The following is a 22,864-nucleotide window of genomic DNA, read 5'->3' on the forward strand; positions in this document are numbered from 1 at the left end:
CTCAGCCTTCTCCTTCAGGCAGGTGGTAAGCCTTCTCGCCCGCTTCCACGCGCAGGTCCAGCCGGTTTTCCGGCGGCGCCAACGGGCAGGTCGCGTAGGCAGTGAACGCACACGGCGGGTTGTAGGCATGGTTGAAATCGATGCGCACCGTGCCATCGGCTGCCGGCGCGTCGGTGTCCAGGTAACGCCCGGCCGGATAGCTGCCGCGGCCACTGGTGCGATCGGCAAAGATCAGGAACAGCGGCTGACCCGGCGCACCGATCGCCTCCAGCCGCCAGCTGCGGCCATCGCGCTGGAACTCGACCGCGCCTGCGTTCGGCATTTCGGTGGTCAGGCCGGTGATGTCGACGATGGGCAGGGTCTTGCCCGCCGGATGCGGGATGAAACGTGCCTGCACCTGCCAGTCCGGGCCACCCGGCCAGTATTCCAGGCCGGCAAAATCACGGCGTGCCGGCGCGTCGGCGTGCTTGACCCGCAGCGCATCGCGCGGGCCGCGGCGGATGATGCTGAGCTGCCCCTTGCCACCATCGAAGGCCAGCAGCGTCGGCTGCGGATCCTTGTCGGTGTCGACACGGATGCGGCCGCGTACCGGCTGCCCGTCATGGCTGACGTCAACGCCGGTCTCCGGTGTGAACCACCATTGGCTGCCTTCGCGGCGCAGCAGGCCCAGCTTGTCCGGTCCAACCGCCAGGCGGATCCCGTTGGTCGCGCCGCTGCCGACGAAGTGCGATTTGTTCTGCAGCCAGTGCAGGCCGACCAACGCTGTCCAACCATCCGGCCGGGTCAGGTCCTGGTAGCGCGCTACCCGCCACTGCTGCTGCGTGACCGCATAGGCCGGATCTTCAGCAACCGTCGGCGCAGGCGGTGTCGCCGGACTGCAGGCGGCCAACACCAAAGCGGCCAGCAGGCCGCCCATTCCCCGATAACGCATCGATGCTCCCCTCAACGTCCGCGCAGGAACCAGCGGTCGATCTCCGCCAGCGAAAAACGGGCCCAGGTCGGCCGGCCGTGGTTGCACTGGCCCGACCGTTCGGTGATTTCCATGTCGCGCAGCAGCGCGTTCATTTCCGGCACGGTCAGCCGTCGGTTGGCGCGCACCGCGCCGTGGCAGGCCATGGTCGACAGCAGCTCATCGCGCGCACTCGCCACACGCCGGCTCTGGCCGTGTTCGCGCAGGTCGGTCAGCACGTCGCGCAGCAGGCCTTCCGGTTCGGCGTGTGCCAGCAGCGCTGGAATGCTGCGCACGTGCAGCGCACCGGGGCCGGCACGGGTCACTTCGAAGCCGAGTGCGGCCAGCGTTTCGGCTTCACTTTCGGCGGTATCCGCTTCGCGCTCGCCCACCGCGAGCGTGATCGGCACCAGCAATGGCTGCGACTGCAGGCCGATGCCATCGTGCGCGTTCTTCAGCCGCTCGTAGCCGATGCGCTCGTGCGCCGCATGCATGTCGACCACGATCAGGCCTTCGGCGTTCTCGGCCAGGATGTAGATGCCATGCAGCTGCGCGATCGCGTAGCCCAGCGGCGGCACGCCGGCGTCAGCACTGGTCACCGGCAGTCCGTTCTCGGTCGGCATCGGCGGCAGTGCAGCACCGCGTTCGGCACCGGCCGGCGCGGCATACAGCGCGGCATAGGCGGCCGGTGCATCGGCCACCTGCAATCCCAGCGGTTGCTGCGGGCGCCAGCCCGAGAATCCACCACCGCCACCACTCGATCCGGCACCCGGTGCGGCACCGCGTACCAGACCGAAACCGGAGGCGCCCGCACTGGAGACCATCGGTGCCGAACCTGCATCCGCCGGATGCGCAGAGCCGGCACCGATGTCCTGCGCCGACACGCCGGCACGGGTATCGGCCAGCGCATCCTTCAACGTGCGATAGACGAAATCATGGACCAGCCGCGAATCGCGGAAGCGCACCTCGTGCTTGGCAGGGTGCACGTTGACGTCGACGCGGGTCGGATCCAGTTCCAGGAACAGCACATAGGCCGGCTGGCGGCCGTGGTACAGCACATCGCCGTAAGCCATCTTCACCGCATGGGCGACACTGCGGTCGCGCACCGAACGGCCGTTGACGTACAGGTACTGCTGGTCGGCGCTGGCGCGCGAATAATGCGGCTGCGCGATCCAGCCGTGCAGGCGCAGGCCGGCACCGCTGTGGTCGACGCGCACGGCCTGGTTGGCGAAATCCTCGCCCAGCGTTTCGGCCAATCGCGCATCGGAATACAGATCGCCCGGCTTGTAGCGGCGCGACGCCTTGCCGTTGTGCGACACGCGCAGTTCGACATCCGGCCGCGCCAGCGCCAGCGAACGCAGCCATTCTTCGATATGGCCCAGCTCGGTGCGCTCGGCGCGCAGGAACTTGCGTCGCGCCGGTACGTTGTAGAACAGCTCGCGCACTTCCACCGTGGTGCCCGGCGCATGCGCGCGCGGCGTCACCTCGCCGATCTTGCCGCCTTCGATCTGCAGCGCCGAACCGTGTTCGTCATGTGCGCGACGCGAGGACAGGGTGAAACGGCTGACCGAAGCGATCGACGGCAATGCTTCGCCACGGAAACCGAGCGTGGCCACCGATTCAAGATCGTCCAGATCGGCGATCTTGCTGGTGGCATGGCGCGATACCGCCAGCGGCAGCTGTTCCGGCGCGATGCCACTGCCGTTGTCGCGGATGCGGATCAGGCGTACACCGCCCTCTTCAAGATCGATATCAACGCGACTGGCACCGGCATCGATTGCGTTCTCGACCAGCTCCTTGACCACCGACGCAGGACGTTCGACCACTTCGCCGGCGGCGATCTGGTTGATCAGGATCTCCGGCAACGGCCGGATCGGGCGCGGATGGGTAGCAGACGTCATGCGGGGATGATAACGGAGGCTGCGCATGTAGAGTCGACTGTCAGTCGACTGCGCGCGCAGTGTGTGGGTTTCGGTGCCCGGCGAAGAGCAGTCGACTGACAGTCGACTCTACAGAACGCAGTAACCCGCCTTCGGCGGGTTACTTGCTGCCGCCGGCCATGGTGCCGGCTGCGTCGATCTCGGCCTGGGCGCGGGCGGCATACAGCGTCCCCGGCGGCGGCTGGCGGCTGAAGAAGGTATGTACACCGTCCAGCACCGCACCGGCGATCTTGCGCTGGTAGGCCGGGTCGATCAGGCGGCGTTCTTCATCCGGGTTGGAGATGAACGCGGTTTCCACCAGCATCGCCGGCATGTCCGAGGTGCGCAGAACCGCGAAGTTGGCGCGCTCGATGTTCGGCTTGTGGTTGTTACCGATCCGCTTCAGGCCGCCCAGCACGTGGCCGGCCGCGTCTTCGGATGCCTTCATGTAGCCGCTCTGGGCCAGGTCCAGCAACACGTTGGCGAGCGTGCCTTCGGTCTGCTGCAGGCGCACGCCACCGACCAGGTCAGCCGCGTTTTCCTTGTCCGCCAGCCAACGGGCGCGCTGCGAAGAAGCACCCTTGGTCGACAGCACGTACACCGACGAACCGGTTGCAGAACGGTTTTCGGCCGCGTCGGCATGGATCGAAATGAAGATGTCGGCCTTGTTCGCACGCGCCTTCTGCGCACGCATCGGCAGCGGGATGAACACGTCGCTGTCGCGGGTCAGGTAGGCCTTCAGGCCCGGCGTCGCATTGACCTGGCGGGCCAGTTCACGCGCCACGGCCAGAGTCACATCCTTTTCGCGCTTGCCGGTCGGGCCGATTGCACCCGGATCCTGGCCGCCATGGCCCGGATCGATGGCCACCACCAGATGGCGCATGCCGGCCTGCATGCGGATGCGCGACGCATCGCTGGGCATGACCGGGCGCGGCGGTTCCACCGGCGTCGGTGCCGGTGCGGGCACCGTGGCCGGTGGCGTGGTCACGACCGCTGCGGTGCGCTGCCCAGCCAGGATCGCGGCCGGCGAGGAAGAAGGCGAACTGCTGGCCACGGTACCGGCCGCCGCGACCTGGGCGGGTGCGGTGGACGGCGCCGGGGTGGGCGTGGCCGGCGCGGCGGCAGTGGCACTGGCCTGCTGGCGCACCTGGGCAGTCAGCAGCGCGGTCGCACGCGCCGCATCGGAACGTGACTGCGCGCTCTCCGCCGGCGTCGGCGTCGGTGCGGGCGTGTTGACCGGTGCCTGCGGCTGCACCGCCGGCGCCACCGCAGGACGGCTGACGGCCACGGCCGGGCCATCGCCCGGCCATTCGATCACCAGCTTGGATTCATTGCCCTCGCGCTGCATCTGCGGGCGGAACGGCGCCACCGATTCAGCGAGGTCGAAAACGACACGGAAAGTGCCCGGCACCGGCTGTCCGGTACGCACCGCCGTGACCACGCCCTGCGCGGCCGGCATCTTCAGGTTGCGTATGGCGCTGGAATCCGGGAAATCGACCACCAGACGGTTCGGACCGGCCAGAGAAAGCGTCTTGTAGCCGCCACTGCCGACCAGCGAGATCTCGGCACGGGTGCCGGTGGCGCCGGTATTCAGCAGGACCTGGCGGACTTCACCAGCCCACGCACTGACGCTCGCCAGACCCAGTCCGACGGCGGCACAGATAGCGATGAGACGGTTCCCCGGGCGCATGGCTCAGGATTCAATCACCGCGCTGAACGGAATGCAACACCTTTTTCCTTAATAATCCGTAACCTGCCGGTCTTTGTTCTCGTCAGCCGACAGAAATGGCCTGCAAGTCGCCCCCTTGGGGAAGCCGTTTCAGCCATTCATGTCCGACGTCGCTGGCTCCAGTGAGACGGACGCGGCGCCCCTGCCCCTCGATCTCCAGCGCCACCACCAGGTCGGTCGGCGGCAGCGCGCCCGCGCCGCGTTCCGGCCATTCCACCAGCCACAGCACCGCGCTGCCCTCGTCCAGGCCCAGGAAATCAAGCTCTCCGGCCTGGCCGATCCGGTACAGGTCCAGGTGCCAGGCCTCGCCACCGCTGGCCAGCGGATAGCGCTCGACCAGGGTGTAGGTCGGGCTGCGGATCGCGCCCTGCACGCCCAGTGCGCGCAGCAGTGCGCGTGCGGTGGTGGATTTGCCGGCGCCCAGGTCGCCGCGCAGTTCGACCAGCGCCTGCGGCGGCCGGGTGGCCGCCAGCCATTGCCCGAGCAGTTCGGTGGCATCGCTGTCGGCAAGGAAGAAATCGATCATCGGGAGAGTTCCGGGTTGGCCAGTCGCCGCAACGGCGACAGCAGATCAGTAGGAAGCAGGCCGCGCGCGCCGTCGGCGGCAGCGACATCACCCGCGAGCGCATGCAGCAGCGCACCGGTTGCAGCAGCGTCGAAGGCTGCCAGGCCCTGCGCGCGCAGGCTGGCGATGATGCCGGTGAGCAGGTCCCCCATGCCGCCCACGGCCATGCCAGGGTTGCCTGCGGCAATCAGCCGTGGCCGTTGCCCGGGCGCTGCGACGATGCTGCCGGCGCCCTTCAGCACCACCACGGCGTGGAAACGCTCGGCCAGTGCCTGCGCGCAGGCGTAGCGGTCGGCCTGGATGTCAGCGGTGCTGCAGCCGAGCAGGCGCGCGGCCTCGCCCGGATGCGGCGTAAGGATGGCGTCAGGCAGCGCGCGCGGATCCTGCGCCAGCAGGTTCAGGGCATCGGCATCGACCACCAGTGGCCTGGCGCAGGCCAGCACCCGCGCAAACAGTGCGCGCGCCCATTCGTCCTGGCCCAGACCGGGGCCGATCGCCACCACCCTGGCCTTGTCCAGCAGCGCTGGCAGCACATCGCCGTCTTCCAGCGCGTGGGTCATCGCCTCCGGCAGGCGCGCCAGCAACGGGCCGACATGATCGCGGCGAGTGCCCAGGCTCAACAATCCCGCGCCCGCACGCAACGCGGCCTCGGCGGCCATTGCGATGGCGCCGCCGCTGCCATGGTTGCCGCCGACGCACAGCACGTGCCCGGATTCGCCCTTGTGAGTGTTGGCGCGACGTGGCGGCAGCAGTGCCGGCAAGCGAGCCTGGGTCCAGTGCTCTGCGGCGGGTGACACGCCCTGCCATGCGGCCGCAGCCAGCTGCAGCGGTGCCAGGACTTTCTGCCCGCAATGATCCAGCGCATCGCCGGTATACAGCCCACGATGCGGCACGATGAACTGCAGGGTCAAAGCGGCCTTCACGGCCACGCCCGGTACGGCACCGCGGTCGGCATCGACGCCACTGGGCACGTCCAGCGCCAATACCGGTGCCGCCTGCGCGTTGAGCGCGACGATCAGCGCCTGCGCCACGCCTTCCGGCGCGCGATCGAAGCCCAGACCGAACAGGGCATCGACCCAGATGTCGGCCTCGGGCAGCATGCCGTCGAAATCGGTGATGGTGCCGCCACCGGACTTGAATTCAGATGCTGCATGCTGTGCCAGCACGGTTGACGGCGACTTCCCCGGCAAGGCGATCACTGTCACCTCGCGCCCGGCCTGCAGCGCGTGACGGGCCAGCACATGGCCATCGCCGCCGTTGTTGCCCGCCCCGACCACCACGCCGATCCGCCGCGCCTGCGGCCAATGCTGCAGCAGGCACTGCCAGGCGGCCTGACCGGCCTGCGCCATCAGGCCCCAACCGCCCTCGGCGGCCAGCGCTGAGGCCTGCGCATCAAGCGCACGCGCGGCAGCGGAATCGAACAGATCGGCAAGGTTGGCCATGCAGGGATTTTATACTGGTGCACATGTCCCCCGTCCCCACCCCTGTCGATCCGGCCCAGGCCGTGCAGCGCATCCGCGAACTGGCCCGTGCGCATGGCTTCCTGCGCTGTGGCATCGCCGGCATCGAGCTGGGCGAGGATGAAGCGCACCTGGCCGACTGGCTGGGCCAGGGCCTGTACGGCACGATGGACTGGATGGCGCGCCATGGCACCCTGCGCGCGCGCCCGGCCGAGCTGCTGCCCGGCACCGTACGGGTGATCTCGGTGGGCATGGACTACAGCCACAAGGACGACACCGAGGCCTGGGCAACCCTGGCCGACCCGGGCCGCGCCTACGTGGCTCGTTACGCATTGGGCCGCGACTACCACAAGCTGATGCGCAACCGCCTGCAGAAGCTGGCCACGCAGATCAACGATGAAGTGGCACCGCTGGGCTACCGCGTATTCGTCGATTCGGCGCCGGTGCTGGAACGCGCACTGGCCCGCAATGCGGGGCTCGGCTGGATCGGCAAGCACACCTGCCTGATCGACCGCCACGGCGGCTCCTGGTTCTTCATCGGCGAGATCTACATCGATGTCCCGCTGCCGATCGATACGCCGGCCACGGCACACTGCGGTACCTGCACGCGCTGCATCGATGTCTGCCCGACGCAGGCCATCACCGGCCCGCAGCGGCTGGATGCGCGACGCTGTATCTCCTACCTGACCATCGAGCACGACGGTGCCATTCCCGAAAACATGCGGCCGTTGATCGGCAACCGCATCTACGGCTGCGACGACTGCCAGCTGGTCTGCCCCTGGAACAAGTTCGCCAAGCGCACCGACGAAGCCGATTTCCGCGCGCGCAACAACCTCGATACCGCGCGGCTGGATCAGCTGTTCGCCTGGGATGAAGCCGAGTTCCTGCGCCGTACCGAAGGCAGCCCGATCCGCCGCAGCGGCCATGAGCGCTGGTTGCGCAACATCGCCGTGGCACTGGGCAATGCACCGACCTCGGCCGAAGCGTTGGCCGCGTTGCAGACCCGCGTCGATGATCCCTCGCCGCTGGTGCGTGAACACGTGCAGTGGGCGCTGGGCCAGCACACGGTGCGCTGACGTGCGATCCTGAGCCCCCGTTCCGCCCGCAGCACGCCGTTCCCATGCAGCCACGCAACAACGACATCTTCACCCCCAGCCAGCTCAACACCCTGGCCCGCGACCTGCTGGAAGGCAGCTTCCCGGCGATCTGGGTCGAGGCCGAGCTGGGCAGCGTGGCGCGCCCTTCTTCCGGGCACCTGTATTTCACCCTGAAGGACGCACGTGCGCAGCTGCGCGCGGCGATGTTCCGGATGAAGGCGCAGTACCTGAAGTTCGTGCCACGCGAAGGCATGCGCGTGCTGGTGCGCGGCAAGGTGACCCTGTACGACGCCCGTGGCGAGTACCAGATGGTGCTGGACCACATGGAAGAAGCGGGCGAAGGCGCGCTGCGCCGAGCGTTCGAAGAGCTGAAGGCACGGCTGGAGGCCGAGGGTCTGTTCGACCCGGCGCGCAAGCGGCCGATGCCGGCGCACGTGCAGCGCCTGGCAGTGATCACCTCGCCCACCGGCGCCGCCGTGCGTGATGTGCTGAGCGTGCTGGCCCGCCGCTTCCCGCTTCTGGAAGTGGATCTGCTGCCGACCCTGGTACAGGGCAGCAGCGCCGCCGCGCAGATCACCCGCCTGCTGCAGGCCGCCGATGCCAGTGGCCGCTATGATGTGATCCTGCTGACCCGCGGTGGCGGTTCGCTGGAAGACCTGTGGGCGTTCAACGATGAAGCGCTGGCCCGCGCGATCGCCGCCAGCCGCACCCCGGTGGTGTCGGCGGTGGGCCATGAAACCGACTTCAGCCTCAGCGATTTTGCCGCCGACCTGCGTGCACCGACGCCGTCGGTGGCCGCCGAGCTGCTGGTGCCGGACCAGCGCGAACTGGCCCTGCGCCTGCGCCGCACGGCCGCACGCATGGTGCAGCTGCAGCGGCACACGATGCAGCAGGCGATGCAGCGTGCCGACCGTGCACTGCTGCGTCTGAACGCGCAGAGCCCACAGGCGCGGCTGGATCTGCTGCGTCGCCGCCAGCTGGACCTGGGCCGGCGCTTGCATGCGGCGTTCAACCAGCAGCAGGAACGCCGTGCCGCGCGTCTGCGTCATGCCGCAGCCGTGTTGCGCGGGCACCATCCCCAGCGCCAGCTGGACACGATGCAGCGCCGCCTGGCTGCCCTGCGCGGGCGCCCGCAGATTGCGATGCAGCGTCTGCTGGAGCGCGATGTGCTGCGCCTGCGCGGGCTGGCGCGTTCACTGGAAGCGGTCAGCCCGCTGGCGACCGTGGCTCGTGGTTACAGCATCCTCACCCGCAGCGACGATGGCACGCTGGTACGCCAGATCGATCAGGTACAGCCGGGTGACGCACTGCAGGCCCGCGTCGGCGACGGCGTGATCGACGTGCAGGTCAAGTAGAGGGGTGTTCGGCAGGGCTGCGCCCTGCACCTGCAGAGGCTTCAAGCAACGGCCGAAGCAACAGCCAAAGCGGCTCTGGATTGCTGATGGTTTGGCGGGGCGGTGTGGCTGTGCAGGACACGCCGTAAACTCATCCCTGGGGGCTCGATGGCGCCATCCATGGCGCCAACGGTCCTGCACAGCCACACCGCCCCACCCTCGACAGTTTCCCGATGACGGTCGGTAGAACCACGCCATGCGTGGATGAATCTCTGTCAGATATCGAATCAATTCGGAGTCAGATCCGTTTTCCGTAGGAAAACGGATCTGACCCCACGCCATTCCGACAGATCGCGAGAATCTGTCGAAGGCGGGGTGGGTCCGGTTGCGGGGGCGTGAGCCGCATGGATGCGGCGACCGAGCATACATGGACGTACTTGCAGCGGCCCCCGCAACCGGGCCCACCCCGCCATCCCACGGAATGCACGCTGTTGCTGTTGCGGTTGCTTCGGCAGGTGCAGGGCGCAGCCCTGCGAACACCACCCTACTTTGCCTGCTCGCAGAACTTCTGCCGGTACTCGAGTGCCTTCGGCATCAGCGCCTGCAGGTTCTGGATGCGGGTACCCGGGTTCGGGTGAGTAGATGCGAACTCCGGCGGCGACTGGCCGCCACCGGCCTGGCCCATCCGCTGCCACAGCGGCACCGCCTCGCGTGGATCGAAGCACGCCGCTGCGGCCAGCATCAGGCCCACTTCGTCGGCCTGGGTCTCGTGGCTGCGCGCATAGGGCAGCAGATACCCGTAGCCCATCGCCGACATCATCATCTGTTGCTGTTGCGCATCCATGCCGCTTGCGGCACCGGCCACCTGTCCGATCTGGGTGAGCTTCTGCTGGGCCATGCGCTGTGCACCATGGCGCAGCAGTGCATGCGCGATCTCGTGGCCCATCACCACCGCCATCGCGTCGCGGGTACGCGCCACCGGCACCAGCCCGGTGTAGACCGCCATCTTGCCGCCCGGCAGGCAGAACGCATTGGCCTGATCGGACGGGATCACGTTCACCTCCCACTGGAAATCCCGCGCGAAATGCGCCGGCTGCACGCCGTGTTCCTGCGCCATCGCGGTCTCCACCACATCGACCTTGGCAATCAGCCGCTGGGCGATGTCGCGCACATCGCGCGCGATCGGTGCGCTGGGATCCATCGGCCGTTCCTGCGACAGGATCTGCTGGTAGGCCTGCAGCCCCAAAGCGGTCTCCTGTCGCGCGTCCAGGCTGCTGTCGATCATCACCTTCTCGCCGGTGTACGGGTCCACCGTGCGGTTGGAAAACCAGTAGAACACCGCATAGCCGGCCGCCAGCAGCAGCACCCACCAGCGAATGTTGCCGAACAGGCCGCGACGCTGCGGGCCTTGGGGCGAGCGGGAAAAGGGATCATTGCGCATCAGGGGTCGTCCAGCAGGCCCCGCCGGCCGGCGGGCACGGCGCAATCTTAGTGCGCGGACGCCAGCAGCGGGTGAAGCCCGGTGCCCCTCAGATGCCCCGCACCAGGCGGAAACCGATGCGGGCGTTGGTGGTGTCCGAATCCTGTGACTGCCGCCAGGCCGCACGGGTCTGTTCGGGCGCATTGGCCCAGTTGCCGCCGCGGATCACCCGCGAACGACAGCCCGGGTTGAACCAGGCGGCGCCATCGGAGGGCGCACGCCGGTAACTGGCATGCCAGCAATCGGCCACCCATTCGCTGAGGTTGCCGCTCATGTCGTGCAGGCCAAAGGCGTTGGCCTGGAAGCTGGCCACCGGCGCCGGTCCCCACCAGCCATCGCCGTAGCCGATGAAGGCGTTGTGCCAATGCCGCCCGGACGGGGAGACATCCTTGCTGCCGGTGAAGTTGCCGCTGCCGGGCGGCGGCGTGCCAGCGTCGCCCCATGGGTAGCGCCCACTGCTGCCGGCGCGCAGTGCATATTCGAATTCGGCCTCGCTGGGCAGCCGGTAGCTGCGGCCGGTCTGCTCGGACAACCACGCCGCGTAATTCTCGGCATCACGCACGCTGACGTGCATCACCGGCGAGTTGCCCAACGCGCGGCCGCCGTCATAGTCAGAGCGCCAGTCCACTCCACTGCGGCGGATGAAGTTGCCGCTACGCTCGTCATATACCACCGAATGGCCACGCCGGGTCGCGCGCGGGCGCGCATTGGACGCCTTCACGTAACGTTCGAAATCGCTGACCGTAACCTCGGTGATCGCCATCGCGAAACCGCGATCGAAGCGCACATAGTGTGAAGGGCGCTCGGAATCACTGGATCCAGGCTCGGCATCACTGGCACCCATCTGGAAGCCGCCATGCGGCACCACCACCATCTGCGGCCCGCGCCCGCCATCACGCATGGCGTCGCTGAACACCTGGCCCGGGCGGAAGCTACCGTAATGGGTAGCGAGATCGATACGCTCGCGCAGCTGGGCCACCACCGCGTCTCCCGGCAGAGCGATGCGAAGGGCCTCGGCCAACTTCTCGCGGGCCGGCTTCAGGCCCTGCGGCGTGGCCAGATCACGCAGACCGTCATCGCGCAGCTGCAGCAGCGTGGCGGCACGGATCTGCTCAATGCGCTCGAAGGCATCGGCAATGGTCGGTGACGAGTCGCGGACCTTGCTGGCTTCGGCCAGCCAGGTGCCCGCGCTGGCGAAGTCGCGCACGCGCGCGGCGTCTTCGGCGCGGCGGATCAAGCCACTCTCCGCTGCTGCCAGGCCTTGCCGCGCCCGGCTGTTGTGTTCATCCAGGGCCAGGGCCTCGCGGAAGTTGCCGATGGCACCGTCACCATCTTCACCGATCCGGTTCGACCGCAGGTCCTCTTCGCCGGCGCGGTTGTAGGCCACCGCGCGCTGCGCGGTCTCGACCCGCCCCTGCAGCGCACGCACCTTCTCGTCCTTCGGCGCGAGCGTCAGCAGTACCAGCGCCTGGCGGCTGGCCTCAGCGAGGGCCTCGCGTTGCTTCAGCGGCCGCACCAGCAGCGCGTCCGCCTGCTGCTGCAGGCGCTGGCGGGCACGCTGCAGGCCAATGCGGGCCTGACGGTCATCCGGGTCTTCCTCCTGTACCGCCAACCACAGCGGAACCGCTGCGTCGGCGTCCTCGTACAGATGCCCTTCGTTGAATGCCTTCTCGGCCGCGCGGCGCAGCTGGGCCAGCGTGCGCCCCTGCCGATCAACCCGTGGCGCTGTCCACCGCTGCACATCCTCGGCCGCATCCTCGCCGGCAATGGTGACGCTGCCCTGCCCGTTCCCGAGGGCTGTGTCCACCTGCGGACCTTCCTGCGGCCGCGCGTCTTCGCCAGCAGCCGGCGCCGGCTCCGCCGTTGCCGAGGGCGACGGCGTGCAGCCGGCCAGGGCCACAGCCAGGGCGGTGCACAGCGCGGACGACAGCAGAAAACGCAAGCAGGATCTCCTTCGGCACGGATGCGGACCGACGTTAGGCTATTCTCCCCTGCCTGAGCAAACCCGAGTAGTAGGCCCTGACCCGTGGCAACCTGGATCACCACCCCCGCTGAGCTGGATCCGTACTTCCAGCAGCGTCCGACCCGCATCGGCCTGGACACCGAATTCATCCGCGAACGCACCTTCTGGCCGCAGTTGGCCCTGGTGCAGATGGCCGTCGGACAGGACATCCTGCTGATCGATCCGCTGATTCCCGGCATGACCGAAGCATTGGCGCCCTGGCTGGTCGATGAATCGATCATCAAGGTGATGCACAGCGCCAGCGAAGACCTGGTCGCCTTCAAGTGGGCCTGCGGCGTGTTGCCGCGACCGCTGTTCGACACCCAGATCGGTGCCTCGCTGGCCGGTATCGGTGGCGGCATGGGTTACCAGAAGCTGGTTGCGGAGATCACCGGGGTGGCGCTGGCCAAGGGCGAAACCCGTTCGGACTGGATGCGCCGTCCGCTCTCGGAATCGCAGCTGCAGTACGCCGCCGACGACGTCGAGCACCTGTTCGCGCTGCATGACGCCATCGATGCCAGGCTGCAGGCGCTGGGCCGCCAGCAGTGGCTGCACGACGACGGCGAACGCCTGCTGGCCAGCGTCGCCAATGACGAAGACCGCTGGCCGCACCTGGCGATGCGCTCGGCGCAGTTCCTCGATGCCGCCGCACAGCGCCGCCTGCTGCGCCTGCTGCGCTGGCGCGATGTCCAGGCCCGCAGCAGCGACCGCCCGCGGAGCTGGATCCTGGACAACGAACTGGCCGCCACGCTGGCGCGCACGCCACCGGCCGATGCTGCTGCGCTGGGCACGCTGTTCGAACAGTTCCCGAAGGCACCGCGCAAGCTCGCTGGCGCCGTGTGGCAGGCGCTGGACGCACCGCTGGCCGATGAGGCCGAGGCACCGCTGGCGCTGCCGGCCAACGACAGCAACAAGCAGGCACTGAAGAAGCTGCAGGACGCGGTCGCCGAGCGCAGCCGCGAACTGGGCCTGCCGGATGGCGTGCTGGCCTCGCGCAAGCACCTGGAAAGCTATCTGGAACGTCGCCAGTGGCCGGCCGCACTGGCCGGCTGGCGCCAGCAGGAACTGGAATCGCGGCTGCAGGCCCTGCTGCCCGCACGTTGATGGCACAAGGCGCCGGACCACGCCGGCGCCCTGCACCTCAAGCCTGCAGGGGCCGTGCTAGGGTTTGCCGGTACTGACAAGGAGACGTCGATGCAGACCCTCAAGATCGCGACCGCCTGCGCACTGCTGCTAACCACGTTGGGCCTGGCATGCTCTGGGCAAGCCGCACCGCTTTCCTATGCACAGGAAAAGGAGAACACAGCCAAGCTGGTGGACATCATTGACGGTGCCACCCGCGACGGTCTGGTTGCCGTGCTGGTGCCGGCCCCGTATGTCGTGCACAACGGCGGGCCAGGCGTCGGCTCTCCGGTGCCCGGCTTTCATCTGGGCAACCGCTCGACCGACCTACCCGGGTTCTCGACGCGGGTGTCCTTCCAGCACAAGGACATTCCCTCCCAGGGCTATGTGCAGCTGTTCAACACCAACGAACTGGAAACCGGCCCGCAGCGGACGGTGTTGATGGACGTGTTCGAGGTGCATCTGATTCCGCCAGGCACCTATCTGCTGAACGGTGCGGAGAACTACCGCCTGAACACCCGCGTGGCCAAGCTGAAGCCGCTGGGGACCGCGGACGAAGTATCGAAGGACATCGGCGCCACCCGCCTGTCCGACGTCGATTACCGTTTCTATTCCTGGAAGAAGGTCTGGGTACCACCCGGCGTCCTGACCGATCAGCACTCCCAGCAGGTCTGCATCTCGGTGCATGTGGCCTCCGGCAACTGCGTGGCATGGGGCACCCAGAACTACGAAACCTCGCGCCCGACCGAAGGCTACTGGGATGACAGGATCGTCCCTGAAGACATCCCTGCCGTACGCATCCAGGCGGTCATCGCCAAGGCCCACGCGCCACTGGCCTTCACTGCCAGCGAAGGGCAGATCCTGCTCAGCCCCTTCATTGTTGCCGCCGACGGCGATATCGATTTCAACGCGAACGACTGCGCACCGGTCGACAAGCTGACGGGATGCGCCCTGCGCCGCTTCACGGTGCACTACCAACCCGCGCCGCTGGACGCTGCACGCAAGCACATCGCAATCACCTCGCGCGGCCTCAACGGCAAGCAGCGCAAGGTACTGGAGCGAATGGAGGCGATGCAGCTGCAGGTGCTGGGCCCCAGTGCGCCGTCCGATGCAGCGCTGGGCAAGGGCGTCAGCGCCACGCCGTGAGCACGGATGATGCCTAGCAACGAAAAACGGCGCTCGATGAGCGCCGTTTCCGTTACACGACGGGGTAAGGCTTACCAGTTCATGTTCAACGAGACACCGACGGTGCGCGGTTCGTTGTAGACCGCGGCCATGTAGTTCTCGATCACACCCTTGAGGTTCTTCTCGTTGGTGATGTTGCGCGCGAACAGCGCCACCTCGTAGGCACCGTAGTTGCCCGAGTAGCCGATCTTCAGGCCACCCTCGAAGTCACCCTTGGAGTTGAACTCCTTGCTGTCGTACAGCACGAAGCTGGTGTAACCCTGCTTGTTCCAGTCGGTCGAGACGAACATGGTGCCGGCGTCGCTGACCGGGAAGTCGTAGCGGGCGGCCAGGTTGACGTTGTACTTCGGCGCGTTCGGCAGCGGGTTGCCGTCGATCTGCGCGAAGGTGTTGGCACCGACCTTGATGGTCGGGTCGCCGACGGTGCAGACCACCTGGCCATTGAGGCCGCAGACCTGCGCGTAGACGCGCTTGTCCTTGATCTCGCTGTGCAGCAAGCTCAGGCCGGCGCTCAGCGTCAGGTTCGGGATCGGGCGCAGCTCCATGTCCGCTTCGAAACCGTAGGCCTTGGCCTTGTCGGCGTTGAACAGCACGCCGTTGCCGTCCGAATCGTTGCCGTTGAGCTGGATGTCGTTGACAGTGTAGGTGAACGCGGTGGCGTTCAGGCGCAGGCGGTTGTCCCACAGGCTGCTCTTCACACCCGCTTCCCAGGACAGGATCGTCTCGGAATCGGCGGTGGTGAAATCGGCATTGAACACCGCCGAACGACCTTGGATGGTCGGGCCACGGAAGCCGCGCGCGACCTTGGCGTAGACGCTCACATCCGGCGTGATCTGATACATCGCGCTCAGATCCCAGCTCGGGGTGGTGTCGGACATCTTGACGTCGGTGCGGCCCTTGTAGGTGACCACGCCGGCGGCAGTGTCAGCCGTCTTCAGCAGGCGGGTGTGCTTCTCGTCCTTGGTCTGGCGCAGGCCGGCGGTGACGGTGAACTTGTCGGTGAAGGCGTAGCTCAGCTGGCCGAATCCGGCCCACGAGGTGTTCTTGTTGCGCAGGCGCACCCAGTTGTTCGGGTTGCGGGCCGCGCCCTGCAGGAACCACGCACGCTGGTAGAAGTCGGTGGTGTCGCTGCCGTTGAAGTAGAACGCACCGGCCTGCCACTGCAGGGCGCTGTCGTCATGGCTGGCCAGGCGGAATTCCTGGGTCCACTGGTCCAGATCACGGATGCGGCCCATCGACTGGCCATAGCCGTTCGGCACGCCGTTGACCGGGAAGTTCACCGCGGCACCGCCGTCGGTGTCGCCGCGGCTGTAGCCGGAGGTGGTTTCGTAGGCGGTGATCGAGGTGAAGTCGATCGCGCCGAAGTCGTAACGCGCCTTCACCGAACCGCCGTAGGTCTTGTAGGCCTGCGGATTGTTGTCAGCTTCGTCGTAGGCGACCTGGTCGCGCGGCACGTCGGTCTTGTTCGAGCCCTTGGTCAGCGCGCCGCGCAGGAACAGGGTGGAGGTGCCTTCGTAGTCACGGGCGTGGGCCGAGGCCAGGATCGAGAACTGGTCGCTCGGAGTCAGCAGCAGCTGGGCGCGCACGTTGCGGTCATCGAAGCCGCCCATGGCGTTCTTCTTCGGGCTGACCGTGCCGTCGGCGCTCGGGCCGCGGTAGGTGTTGTCAACGTAGTCGTCGCGGTGCTGGTACAGGGCCGACACGCGGAACGAGGCGATGTCGTTGATCGGGCCGCCGAAGCCGCCGTCGATCGACACGCTGTTGTAGGTCGCATAGCTGGCGCTGACGCGGCCGGTGTAGTCCTGGGTCGGCTTCAACGTGTCGAACTTGATGATGCCGGCGGTGGTGTTGCGGCCGAACAGCGAACCCTGCGGGCCGCGCAGCACTTCCACCTGGTCCACGTCATAGACCGGGTTGGACTTCAGCACCACGTGTTCCAGCACCACGTCGTCCTGGATGATCGACACCGGCTGCGAGGCACCCAGGTAGAAGTCGATGTTGCCCAGGCCACGGATGTAGAAGCGCGGGAAGATGCGGCCGGTGGTGGTTTCCGCATACAGGCTCGGTACGCGGCCGGACAGCGCCAGCAGGGTGTCGTCGCCGCCGGCGGTGAAGTCGCGCATGCGCTCGCCCTGCACCACGCCCACCGAGACCGGCACTTCCTGCAGGTTCTGCTCGCGGTGTTCGGCGGTCACGGTGATCGTGTCCAGCCCGGTCGGGGTCGGCGCGCTGTCCTGCGCGGCGGCACCGAAGCTGCCGACCAGAGCCAGGCCGGCACAGGCCAGGGCCAGCGGATGGCGGCGGAAGGAAACGAAGGAAGACGACATACCCGACAGACGGCGGGAATCGGAATGGGAGGGCATGAAATGCTCTGAGGAGGCGTCCGTGCGGCCTGCGCGAGCCGGGCGGCAAAAGGGAGGAGAACTGCGCAAGCCGCCATTATCCCCCAAATTGTTACGATTTCGTTGCGCGACCTCCAAGCCCGGCGAAACCAGCGGTTTCGGCACAGTCGCCGGGCATTCCGCACGCCCTGAAGGCTTGACTCAGGGCAGCGGCCCCAACGCCACATCGACCATCGCCAGCAGGCGCTCGCGGCTGATGCCGTCGCGGGCCTGCACCGAGATGCCGTGCAGCACCGTGGCGAAGTGATCGCCCAGCGCCTGCACCGCCACATCGTCGGCCAGCTGCCCTTCGGCCTGCGCCTGCTGCAGCCTCGCGATGATCGCGGCCGTGCGCTGGCGACGATGGCTGGCCAACCAGTCCCGCACGCCCTCGCCATCGGGCGAGACGCTGCTGGCCGAGGACACCACCAGGCAGCCGTGCGGCCGCCCACGCCGGGTGTAGGTCAGCACGGCTTCGCGCAGCATGGAGCCGATCGCCTCACGCAGCGTGGCCTGCTCCAGCGCGCGCGGCGCGAAGCCGCCCTCGCCTTCCTCGTACAGCGCGACGGCTTCGCGGAACAACTGCTCCTTGCTGCCGAACGCGGCGTAGATGCGTGCGGAGGCGATGCCCAGTGCTTCGACCAGTGCCGACATCGACGTGCCTTCATAGCCGTGCTGCCAGAACAGCAGCATCGCCTTGCGCAATGCCTGGTCCCTGTCGAATTCGCGCGGTCGCCCTGCCATCTGCCTGCCTGCTCCAGTGAGGCGCGCAGTGTAACGCGGGTGTTGACCATCGCGACGGTCGCGCCTATTCTTTGTCGATCGACAAATAATTGGAGCAACACATGCAGACCCTCAAGGGCCCCAGCCTGCACCTGGCGCAGTTCGCCGGCGACCAGGCCCCGTTCAACTCACTTGCCGGCATCGCCGAGTGGGCCGCCGGCCACGGTTTCAAGGCACTGCAGATTCCCGCCTGGGATGCACGCCTGTTCGACCTGGCCACTGCCGCCGACAGCCAGGATTACTGCGACGAGATCCGTGGCACGCTCGCCGAACACGGCCTGCAGGTCAGTGAGCTGACAACCCACATCCTTGGCCAGTTGGTGGCCGTACATCCTGCCTACGACGAGCTCTGCGATGGCTTCGCCCCCGAAGCACTGCGCGGCAACCCGAAGGCGCGCAGCGAATGGGCGCAGCAGCAGCTGCACCTAGCCGCCCGCGCGTCACGCCGTCTCGGCCTGCAGGACATGGGCACTTTCTCCGGCTCGTTCGCCTGGCCGTATCTGTTCCCGTTCCCGCAGCGCCCGCCGGGCCTGATCGATGCCGCCTTCGACGAACTGGCACGACGCTGGCGGCCGATCCTCGACACCTGCGAGGACAACGGCATCAATCTCTGCTACGAGATCCATCCCAGCGAAGACCTGCATGACGGCACAAGCTTCGAGCGCTTCTTCGAGCGCGTCGGTCAGCACCAGCGCTGCCGCATCCTGTTCGATCCCAGCCACTTCGTGCTGCAGCAGCTGGGCTACCTGGAGTACCTGGACATCTACCACCCGCTGATCCGCATGTTCCACGTCAAGGATGCGGAGTTCCGCCCCAGCGGCCGCCAAGGCATCTATGGCGGGTATGCCGACTGGACCGAACGTGCAGGTCGCTTCCGCTCGCTGGGCGATGGCCAGGTCGACTTCAAGTCGATCTTCTCCAAGCTGGCCCAGTACGACTACCAGGGCTGGGCGACGCTGGAATGGGAGTGCTGCCTGAAGGACCAGGAAGCCGGCGCGCGCGAAGGCGCCGCATTCATCCGCGACCACATCATTCCGGTCACCGACAAGATCTTCGACGACTTCGCCGGTGCACCGATCAGCACCGCGCAGATGCAGCAGATGCTCGGCATTGCCTGAGCCCCAACGGAGCACGCCCCCATGACCCCTTCCCTTTCCGCTGGCGCTGCCGGCGACGCTTCCCTGCGCCACCATTACCTGCGCATCGACGGCCAGCGCGTGCATTGCGTATCCGCCGGCCACGGTGAGCCGGTACTGCTGATTCCCGGTTGGCCGCAGACCTGGTACGCCTGGCGGCACGTGCTGCACGCTCTGGCCCAGGCCGGGTTCAAAGCCATCGCGGTTGATCCGCCGGGCATCGGCGAATCCGATCGCCCCATTCACGGCTACGACACTGGCAGCGCCGCCGCCGTCCTGCACCAGACCATGCAGGCGCTGGGCCACGACCGTTACCAGGTGGTCGGCCATGACATCGGCATGTGGATTGCCTATGCGCTGGCCAGCGACCAGCCGCAGGCCGTGCGCCAGCTGGCCGTCACCGAAGCGGTGATTCCCGGGCTGGCGCCCGAGCCGGGCATCTTCGCCGCACCGGCTGACAACATCTTCCTCTGGCACTTCATGTTCAACCAGGTGGCCGATCTGCCCGAGGCGCTCATCAGCGGTCGCGAGCGCGCCTACCTGGAATTCATGTTCGATCGCTGGTCGTACCGGCGCGATGCAGTGGCCGCCGATACCTACATCGCGGCCTACAGCCGCCCCGGCGCGCTGCGCGCAGGCTTCGCCTGGTACCGCGCGATTCCGGAAACCATCCGCCAGAACAAGCTGCGCGCGCAGCGCCGGCTGCCGATGCCGGTGCTGGCGATCGGCGCCGAACACGCCACCGGCGACGCGCCGATGCTGACCCTGCAGCCACATGCCGATGACGTGCGCGGCAGCATCGTGCCGGGCTGCGGCCACTTCATCATGGAAGAAGCGCCGCAGGCATTTCTTGCACAGCTGCTGCCGTTCCTGCAGGAGGCACACCATGCAGCTTGAACCGGCGCTGCAGCAGTTCGTCGACGCCGTGGCGTCGCAGCCATTGCCCGACGACCTGCGGGAACTGCGTGCGATCAGCGAGGGTGCGCTGCCGACGCTGCAGGGGGCGCCGCAGCCGGTTGCACGCGTGATCGAGCACACGGTGATCGCACGCGACGGGCATGCATTGGAAGTCCGCCTTTACACACCGGAAGGGCTGCCCGATGGACCGGCGCCGGCCCTGCTGTTCGCCCACGGCGGCGGCTGGTTCCAGTGTTCGCTGGCGGTCTACGACGGTCCCTGCCGCGCCTTGGCCAATGCCGGCGGCTGCGTGATTGTCGCCGTGGGCTACCGGCTGGCGCCGGAACACCCGTTCCCGGTTCCACTGCATGACGTCGCCGACGCCTGGCAGTGGCTGCAGGACAACGCCGAGCGCCTTGGCCTGGACCCACAGCGGCTGGCGATCGGTGGCGACAGCGCCGGTGGCAACCTCGCCACCGCCTGCTGCCTGCTGCTGCGCGAACGGGGGCTGCCACAACCATGCCACCAACTGCTGCTGTACCCGGCGCTGGATGCCGGCATGGGCAGCGATTCCTACCGCGAGTACGCCAGTGGCTACTACCTCAGCGCCGAACTGATGCGGCGCTGCTGGAAGGGCTATCTTGGTGATCTGCATCCGCCGCTGGCACTGGCCTCGCCCGCCCACGCAACCGACCTGCGGGGACTGGCGCCGGCCTCCGTGCTCAGCTGTGAGTACGACCCACTGCGTGACGAGGCCGAGCAGTATGCGCGGCGGCTGCAGGCGGCAGGTATCGGCTGCACGCTCGAGCGGTTGCCCGGAATGATCCACGCCTGCATCCATCTGCAGGGAATGGCTGTTTCTACCGGCGTAGCGGTACAGCGCGCGGGGGATCTGCTGCGCCAGGCCCTGACCTGACGCGGCCGGGACGGTGGCAGATCCACGCCAGCCGCCGTCCCGGCCCGGCGCTTGGCAAGGCCGGCAGGCAGCGCTACACTGAAAGCCTGCCGTGGGGCCATAGCTCAGCTGGGAGAGCGCGTCGTTCGCAATGACGAGGTCAGGAGTTCGATCCTCCTTGGCTCCACCACTATCCAGAAGAACCCGTAGATCCCTGCGATCTGCGGGTTTTTCTTTTCAGCGTCCGCAACTCAGGCCGGCTCCTGGTCACCGTCCTTGCGCCGCGGGCTGCGCGAGTGCGCATCGCGCACCTGTTGATCACGCTGCCCGGGCCGCTGCTTGGCCACATCGTCCTGCTTCCTGTCCTGGCGGCTTTCCTGCACGCCTTGCTTCGGGTCCTGATCCTTGTCTCGCTCGTTCATCGAAATCTCCACGCCGGCGGCGGGCCTGCGTTGCCCACCACGCTAGAGGTTGCCGGGTAAGCCGCAGGTCAGTCCCGTGCCAACGCCATGTGCAGGCACTGGCTTGCCGCCGCGGCCCCCGCGCAGCCAGAATCCGAAGCACCACGCCCACCGGTATGCCATGCCCTCTCCTGCCCAGCACGCAGCGCACGCGTTGCCGATGCTCCTCGATGCGACCGACGGCAGCATCCAGCTCGGCAATCTGCCGACGCTGATCGGCCCCACCCTGTCCCGGGATGAAGCGAGCGTCGCCTTCGCCGCGCTGGTGCGAGGGGAGCGCGATGTCGGCACCGGCTATCACTGGCTCAGCCTGCACCGGCTCAGCCTGGGCGGCGCGCCCGCTGGCATCAGCCTGTGCTTCCACGGGCAACAGCTCGACATGGTGGCAATGGGTGTCAGTCTGCCTGGTGCGCCGCTGGAAGACGGCTGGCCGACCCAGGCCGCGATCGATGCCGAAGTCGCTTTCATGCGCCGCATCTTGGCTACGGCACTGGGGCGCAAACTGACCGGCGGCCTCGCCCGCTTCGACTGGGGCGAAGCCTGGGCCCGTTTCGATCCGAAAGGCTTCATGGCCAGCAGCGGCATCCGCTACGCGCCACGCTCGTGAGCCCGCTCAGGTACGGGTGATCGACACCCCGCCCTCCACGCGCATCGCGGTGCCGGTAACGAAACTGCTTTCGTCGCTGGCCAGGAACAGCGCCGCGTTGGCGATCTCCTCTGGCTCGGCCATGCGCTTGAGCGCGTGCAGCGAGCGCACGAAGGCGCGGGCATCGCCGGTCGGTGCCGCCTGCCGGCCCATCTCGGTATCGGTGCCACCAGGCAGCAGCACGTTGCTGCGCACGCCGTGCGCGCCGTATTCGGCAGCGATCACCTGGCTCAGGCCGATCAGCCCGGCCTTGCTTGACGCATAGGCCGCCATGCCCGGGAATCCCACGGTGTGGCCGACGAAGGTGCCGACGAACACCAGCGAGCCGCCACCGCGCGCCAGCAGTGCCGGCAACTGCGCACGTGCGGCATGGAAGGCCGCATCCAGATTGGTCGCCATCACCTCGCGCCAGGCGTCCACCGGGAACTCCGCCGCCGGCACGCCCGGGCCGAGCATGCCGGCATTGTTGAGGGCGATGTCCAGGCCGCCGAATGACCGCTGGGCCAGATCGACCAGCGCCTGCGCCGTGCCCGGATCGGCCACGTCAGCGGCATGCACCACGGCTTCGCCACCGGCGGCGCGAATCTGCTCGGCCAGCGCCTGCAGCGGCTCCGGTCGCCGTGCGTTGAGCACCAGCCTTGCCCCTTCGGCAGCAAAGCGCAGGGCGCTGGCGCGGCCAATGCCAGCGCTGGCACCGGTGATGAGAGCGATCTTGTTGTTCAGGCGCATGGTCGTGGTGCCGGTTGTGAAGTGGCCGCCACGATGCCGCGCCTTCGGCCTGCCAACACTCCGTTTCCGGGCCTGGCCCGTCGGTGCAGGAAAC

19 protein-coding genes and 1 tRNA gene are annotated in these 22,864 nt (G+C 67.7%); 9 read left to right on the plus strand and 11 right to left on the minus strand.

Annotated features, from left to right (window positions below; translation table 11 throughout):
- Position 1: 1 nt before the first annotated feature.
- From FQS62_RS15395 to FQS62_RS15415, 5 genes are all read right to left on the minus strand, one after another.
- Positions 2-931: a DUF1684 domain-containing protein gene (locus FQS62_RS15395; RefSeq protein WP_208043574.1), complete on the minus strand. Its 930-nt coding sequence runs from the start codon at positions 929-931 to the stop codon at positions 2-4.
- 11 nt (positions 932-942) lie between these two features.
- The gene (mutL, locus tag FQS62_RS15400; RefSeq protein WP_049447739.1) at positions 943-2,850 is read right to left on the minus strand and encodes a DNA mismatch repair endonuclease MutL; all 1,908 of its coding nucleotides are present in this window, start codon (positions 2,848-2,850) and stop codon (positions 943-945) included.
- 139 nt (positions 2,851-2,989) lie between these two features.
- Complete coding sequence (locus FQS62_RS15405) at positions 2,990-4,558, minus strand: N-acetylmuramoyl-L-alanine amidase (RefSeq protein WP_208043573.1); 1,569 nt, start codon at positions 4,556-4,558, stop codon at positions 2,990-2,992.
- An 82-nt stretch (positions 4,559-4,640) separates the two neighbouring features.
- Positions 4,641-5,123 carry a tRNA (adenosine(37)-N6)-threonylcarbamoyltransferase complex ATPase subunit type 1 TsaE gene (gene tsaE, locus FQS62_RS15410; protein WP_012511659.1) on the minus strand — a complete coding sequence of 161 codons (483 nt, stop codon included), beginning with the start codon at positions 5,121-5,123 and terminating at the stop codon, positions 4,641-4,643.
- Positions 5,120-6,604: an NAD(P)H-hydrate dehydratase gene (locus FQS62_RS15415; protein WP_208043572.1), complete on the minus strand. Its 1,485-nt coding sequence runs from the start codon at positions 6,602-6,604 to the stop codon at positions 5,120-5,122. Before FQS62_RS15415 ends, tsaE begins: the two co-directional genes overlap by 4 nt.
- 23 nt (positions 6,605-6,627) lie before the next feature.
- On the opposite strand from FQS62_RS15415, the gene queG reads away from it, so the two are divergent.
- Positions 6,628-7,698, plus strand: a complete 1,071-nt coding sequence (queG, locus tag FQS62_RS15420; protein ID WP_208043571.1) for a tRNA epoxyqueuosine(34) reductase QueG — start codon at positions 6,628-6,630, stop codon at positions 7,696-7,698.
- Positions 7,699-7,742: 44 nt separating this feature from the next.
- Positions 7,743-9,074 (plus strand): exodeoxyribonuclease VII large subunit, encoded by a 1,332-nt coding sequence (gene xseA, locus FQS62_RS15425; RefSeq protein ID WP_049447735.1) that lies wholly within the window; start codon positions 7,743-7,745, stop codon positions 9,072-9,074.
- Positions 9,075-9,597: 523 nt separating this feature from the next.
- Here the strand turns inward: xseA and FQS62_RS15430 are convergent.
- Positions 9,598-10,494 (minus strand): M48 family metallopeptidase, encoded by an 897-nt coding sequence (locus FQS62_RS15430; protein WP_208043067.1) that lies wholly within the window; start codon positions 10,492-10,494, stop codon positions 9,598-9,600.
- Between the two features lie 88 nt (positions 10,495-10,582).
- On the minus strand, positions 10,583-12,475 hold the full coding sequence (locus tag FQS62_RS15435) for a formylglycine-generating enzyme family protein (protein ID WP_088480199.1): 1,893 nt from the start codon (positions 12,473-12,475) through the stop codon (positions 10,583-10,585).
- A gap of 84 nt (positions 12,476-12,559) precedes the next feature.
- On the opposite strand from FQS62_RS15435, the gene rnd reads away from it, so the two are divergent.
- Both rnd and FQS62_RS15445 read left to right on the plus strand, forming a co-directional pair.
- Positions 12,560-13,639 (plus strand): ribonuclease D, encoded by a 1,080-nt coding sequence (gene rnd, locus FQS62_RS15440; RefSeq protein WP_208043066.1) that lies wholly within the window; start codon positions 12,560-12,562, stop codon positions 13,637-13,639.
- A gap of 90 nt (positions 13,640-13,729) precedes the next feature.
- The gene (locus FQS62_RS15445) at positions 13,730-14,803 is read left to right on the plus strand and encodes a hypothetical protein (RefSeq protein ID WP_208043065.1); all 1,074 of its coding nucleotides are present in this window, start codon (positions 13,730-13,732) and stop codon (positions 14,801-14,803) included.
- Positions 14,804-14,874: 71 nt separating this feature from the next.
- Here FQS62_RS15445 and FQS62_RS15450 read toward each other — a convergent pair whose 3' ends face one another.
- Positions 14,875-17,205, minus strand: coding sequence for a TonB-dependent receptor (locus tag FQS62_RS15450; RefSeq protein WP_049447624.1), 2,331 nt, complete (start codon positions 17,203-17,205; stop codon positions 14,875-14,877).
- Between the two features lie 180 nt (positions 17,206-17,385).
- On the minus strand, positions 17,386-17,967 hold the full coding sequence (locus tag FQS62_RS15455; RefSeq protein ID WP_049447625.1) for a TetR/AcrR family transcriptional regulator: 582 nt from the start codon (positions 17,965-17,967) through the stop codon (positions 17,386-17,388).
- A 101-nt stretch (positions 17,968-18,068) separates the two neighbouring features.
- Here FQS62_RS15455 and FQS62_RS15460 point away from each other — a divergent pair, with 101 nt between their 5' ends.
- From FQS62_RS15460 to FQS62_RS15475, 4 genes are all read left to right on the plus strand, one after another.
- Complete coding sequence (locus tag FQS62_RS15460) at positions 18,069-19,124, plus strand: sugar phosphate isomerase/epimerase family protein (protein WP_208043064.1); 1,056 nt, start codon at positions 18,069-18,071, stop codon at positions 19,122-19,124.
- A 21-nt stretch (positions 19,125-19,145) separates the two neighbouring features.
- A complete protein-coding gene (locus FQS62_RS15465; RefSeq protein ID WP_208043063.1) occupies positions 19,146-20,039 on the plus strand; it encodes an alpha/beta fold hydrolase in 894 nt (297 codons plus the stop codon).
- Positions 20,029-20,955: an alpha/beta hydrolase gene (locus FQS62_RS15470; RefSeq protein ID WP_107379952.1), complete on the plus strand. Its 927-nt coding sequence runs from the start codon at positions 20,029-20,031 to the stop codon at positions 20,953-20,955. Before FQS62_RS15465 ends, FQS62_RS15470 begins: the two co-directional genes overlap by 11 nt.
- Before the next feature lie 93 nt (positions 20,956-21,048).
- A tRNA-Ala gene (locus tag FQS62_RS15475) sits at positions 21,049-21,124 on the plus strand.
- Positions 21,125-21,185: 61 nt separating this feature from the next.
- Here FQS62_RS15475 and FQS62_RS15480 read toward each other — a convergent pair.
- On the minus strand, positions 21,186-21,356 hold the full coding sequence (locus tag FQS62_RS15480) for a hypothetical protein (protein WP_162838401.1): 171 nt from the start codon (positions 21,354-21,356) through the stop codon (positions 21,186-21,188).
- 160 nt (positions 21,357-21,516) lie between these two features.
- Between FQS62_RS15480 and FQS62_RS15485 the strand changes: the two genes are divergently transcribed.
- Positions 21,517-22,002, plus strand: a complete 486-nt coding sequence (locus FQS62_RS15485; RefSeq protein WP_057501891.1) for a hypothetical protein — start codon at positions 21,517-21,519, stop codon at positions 22,000-22,002.
- A 6-nt stretch (positions 22,003-22,008) separates the two neighbouring features.
- Here the strand turns inward: FQS62_RS15485 and FQS62_RS15490 are convergent, their stop codons facing one another.
- Positions 22,009-22,770 carry an SDR family oxidoreductase gene (locus tag FQS62_RS15490; RefSeq protein ID WP_208043062.1) on the minus strand — a complete coding sequence of 254 codons (762 nt, stop codon included), beginning with the start codon at positions 22,768-22,770 and terminating at the stop codon, positions 22,009-22,011.
- Between the last annotated feature and the right edge of the window lie 94 nt (positions 22,771-22,864).

The sequence above is a fragment of the Stenotrophomonas sp. SBJS02 genome, assembly GCF_020428325.2.
In the GTDB taxonomy this organism is placed as follows: domain Bacteria; phylum Pseudomonadota; class Gammaproteobacteria; order Xanthomonadales; family Xanthomonadaceae; genus Stenotrophomonas; species Stenotrophomonas africana.

What these genes read in the sequence shown, in the direction of transcription:
- FQS62_RS15395 (WP_208043574.1), bottom strand. Translation starts at nt 931, where the DNA reads ATGCGTTATCGGGGAATGGGCGGCCTGCTGGCCGCTTTGGTGTTGGCC.
- mutL (WP_049447739.1), bottom strand. Translation starts at nt 2,850, where the DNA reads ATGACGTCTGCTACCCATCCGCGCCCGATCCGGCCGTTGCCGGAGATC.
- FQS62_RS15405 (WP_208043573.1), bottom strand. Translation starts at nt 4,558, where the DNA reads ATGCGCCCGGGGAACCGTCTCATCGCTATCTGTGCCGCCGTCGGACTG.
- tsaE (WP_012511659.1), bottom strand. Translation starts at nt 5,123, where the DNA reads ATGATCGATTTCTTCCTTGCCGACAGCGATGCCACCGAACTGCTCGGG.
- FQS62_RS15415 (WP_208043572.1), bottom strand. Translation starts at nt 6,604, where the DNA reads ATGGCCAACCTTGCCGATCTGTTCGATTCCGCTGCCGCGCGTGCGCTT.
- queG (WP_208043571.1), top strand. Translation starts at nt 6,628, where the DNA reads ATGTCCCCCGTCCCCACCCCTGTCGATCCGGCCCAGGCCGTGCAGCGC.
- xseA (WP_049447735.1), top strand. Translation starts at nt 7,743, where the DNA reads ATGCAGCCACGCAACAACGACATCTTCACCCCCAGCCAGCTCAACACC.
- FQS62_RS15430 (WP_208043067.1), bottom strand. Translation starts at nt 10,494, where the DNA reads ATGCGCAATGATCCCTTTTCCCGCTCGCCCCAAGGCCCGCAGCGTCGC.
- FQS62_RS15445 (WP_208043065.1), top strand. Translation starts at nt 13,730, where the DNA reads ATGCAGACCCTCAAGATCGCGACCGCCTGCGCACTGCTGCTAACCACG.
- FQS62_RS15450 (WP_049447624.1), bottom strand. Translation starts at nt 17,205, where the DNA reads ATGCCCTCCCATTCCGATTCCCGCCGTCTGTCGGGTATGTCGTCTTCC.
- FQS62_RS15455 (WP_049447625.1), bottom strand. Translation starts at nt 17,967, where the DNA reads ATGGCAGGGCGACCGCGCGAATTCGACAGGGACCAGGCATTGCGCAAG.
- FQS62_RS15460 (WP_208043064.1), top strand. Translation starts at nt 18,069, where the DNA reads ATGCAGACCCTCAAGGGCCCCAGCCTGCACCTGGCGCAGTTCGCCGGC.
- FQS62_RS15465 (WP_208043063.1), top strand. Translation starts at nt 19,146, where the DNA reads ATGACCCCTTCCCTTTCCGCTGGCGCTGCCGGCGACGCTTCCCTGCGC.
- FQS62_RS15470 (WP_107379952.1), top strand. Translation starts at nt 20,029, where the DNA reads ATGCAGCTTGAACCGGCGCTGCAGCAGTTCGTCGACGCCGTGGCGTCG.
- FQS62_RS15480 (WP_162838401.1), bottom strand. Translation starts at nt 21,356, where the DNA reads ATGAACGAGCGAGACAAGGATCAGGACCCGAAGCAAGGCGTGCAGGAA.
- FQS62_RS15485 (WP_057501891.1), top strand. Translation starts at nt 21,517, where the DNA reads ATGCCCTCTCCTGCCCAGCACGCAGCGCACGCGTTGCCGATGCTCCTC.
- FQS62_RS15490 (WP_208043062.1), bottom strand. Translation starts at nt 22,770, where the DNA reads ATGCGCCTGAACAACAAGATCGCTCTCATCACCGGTGCCAGCGCTGGC.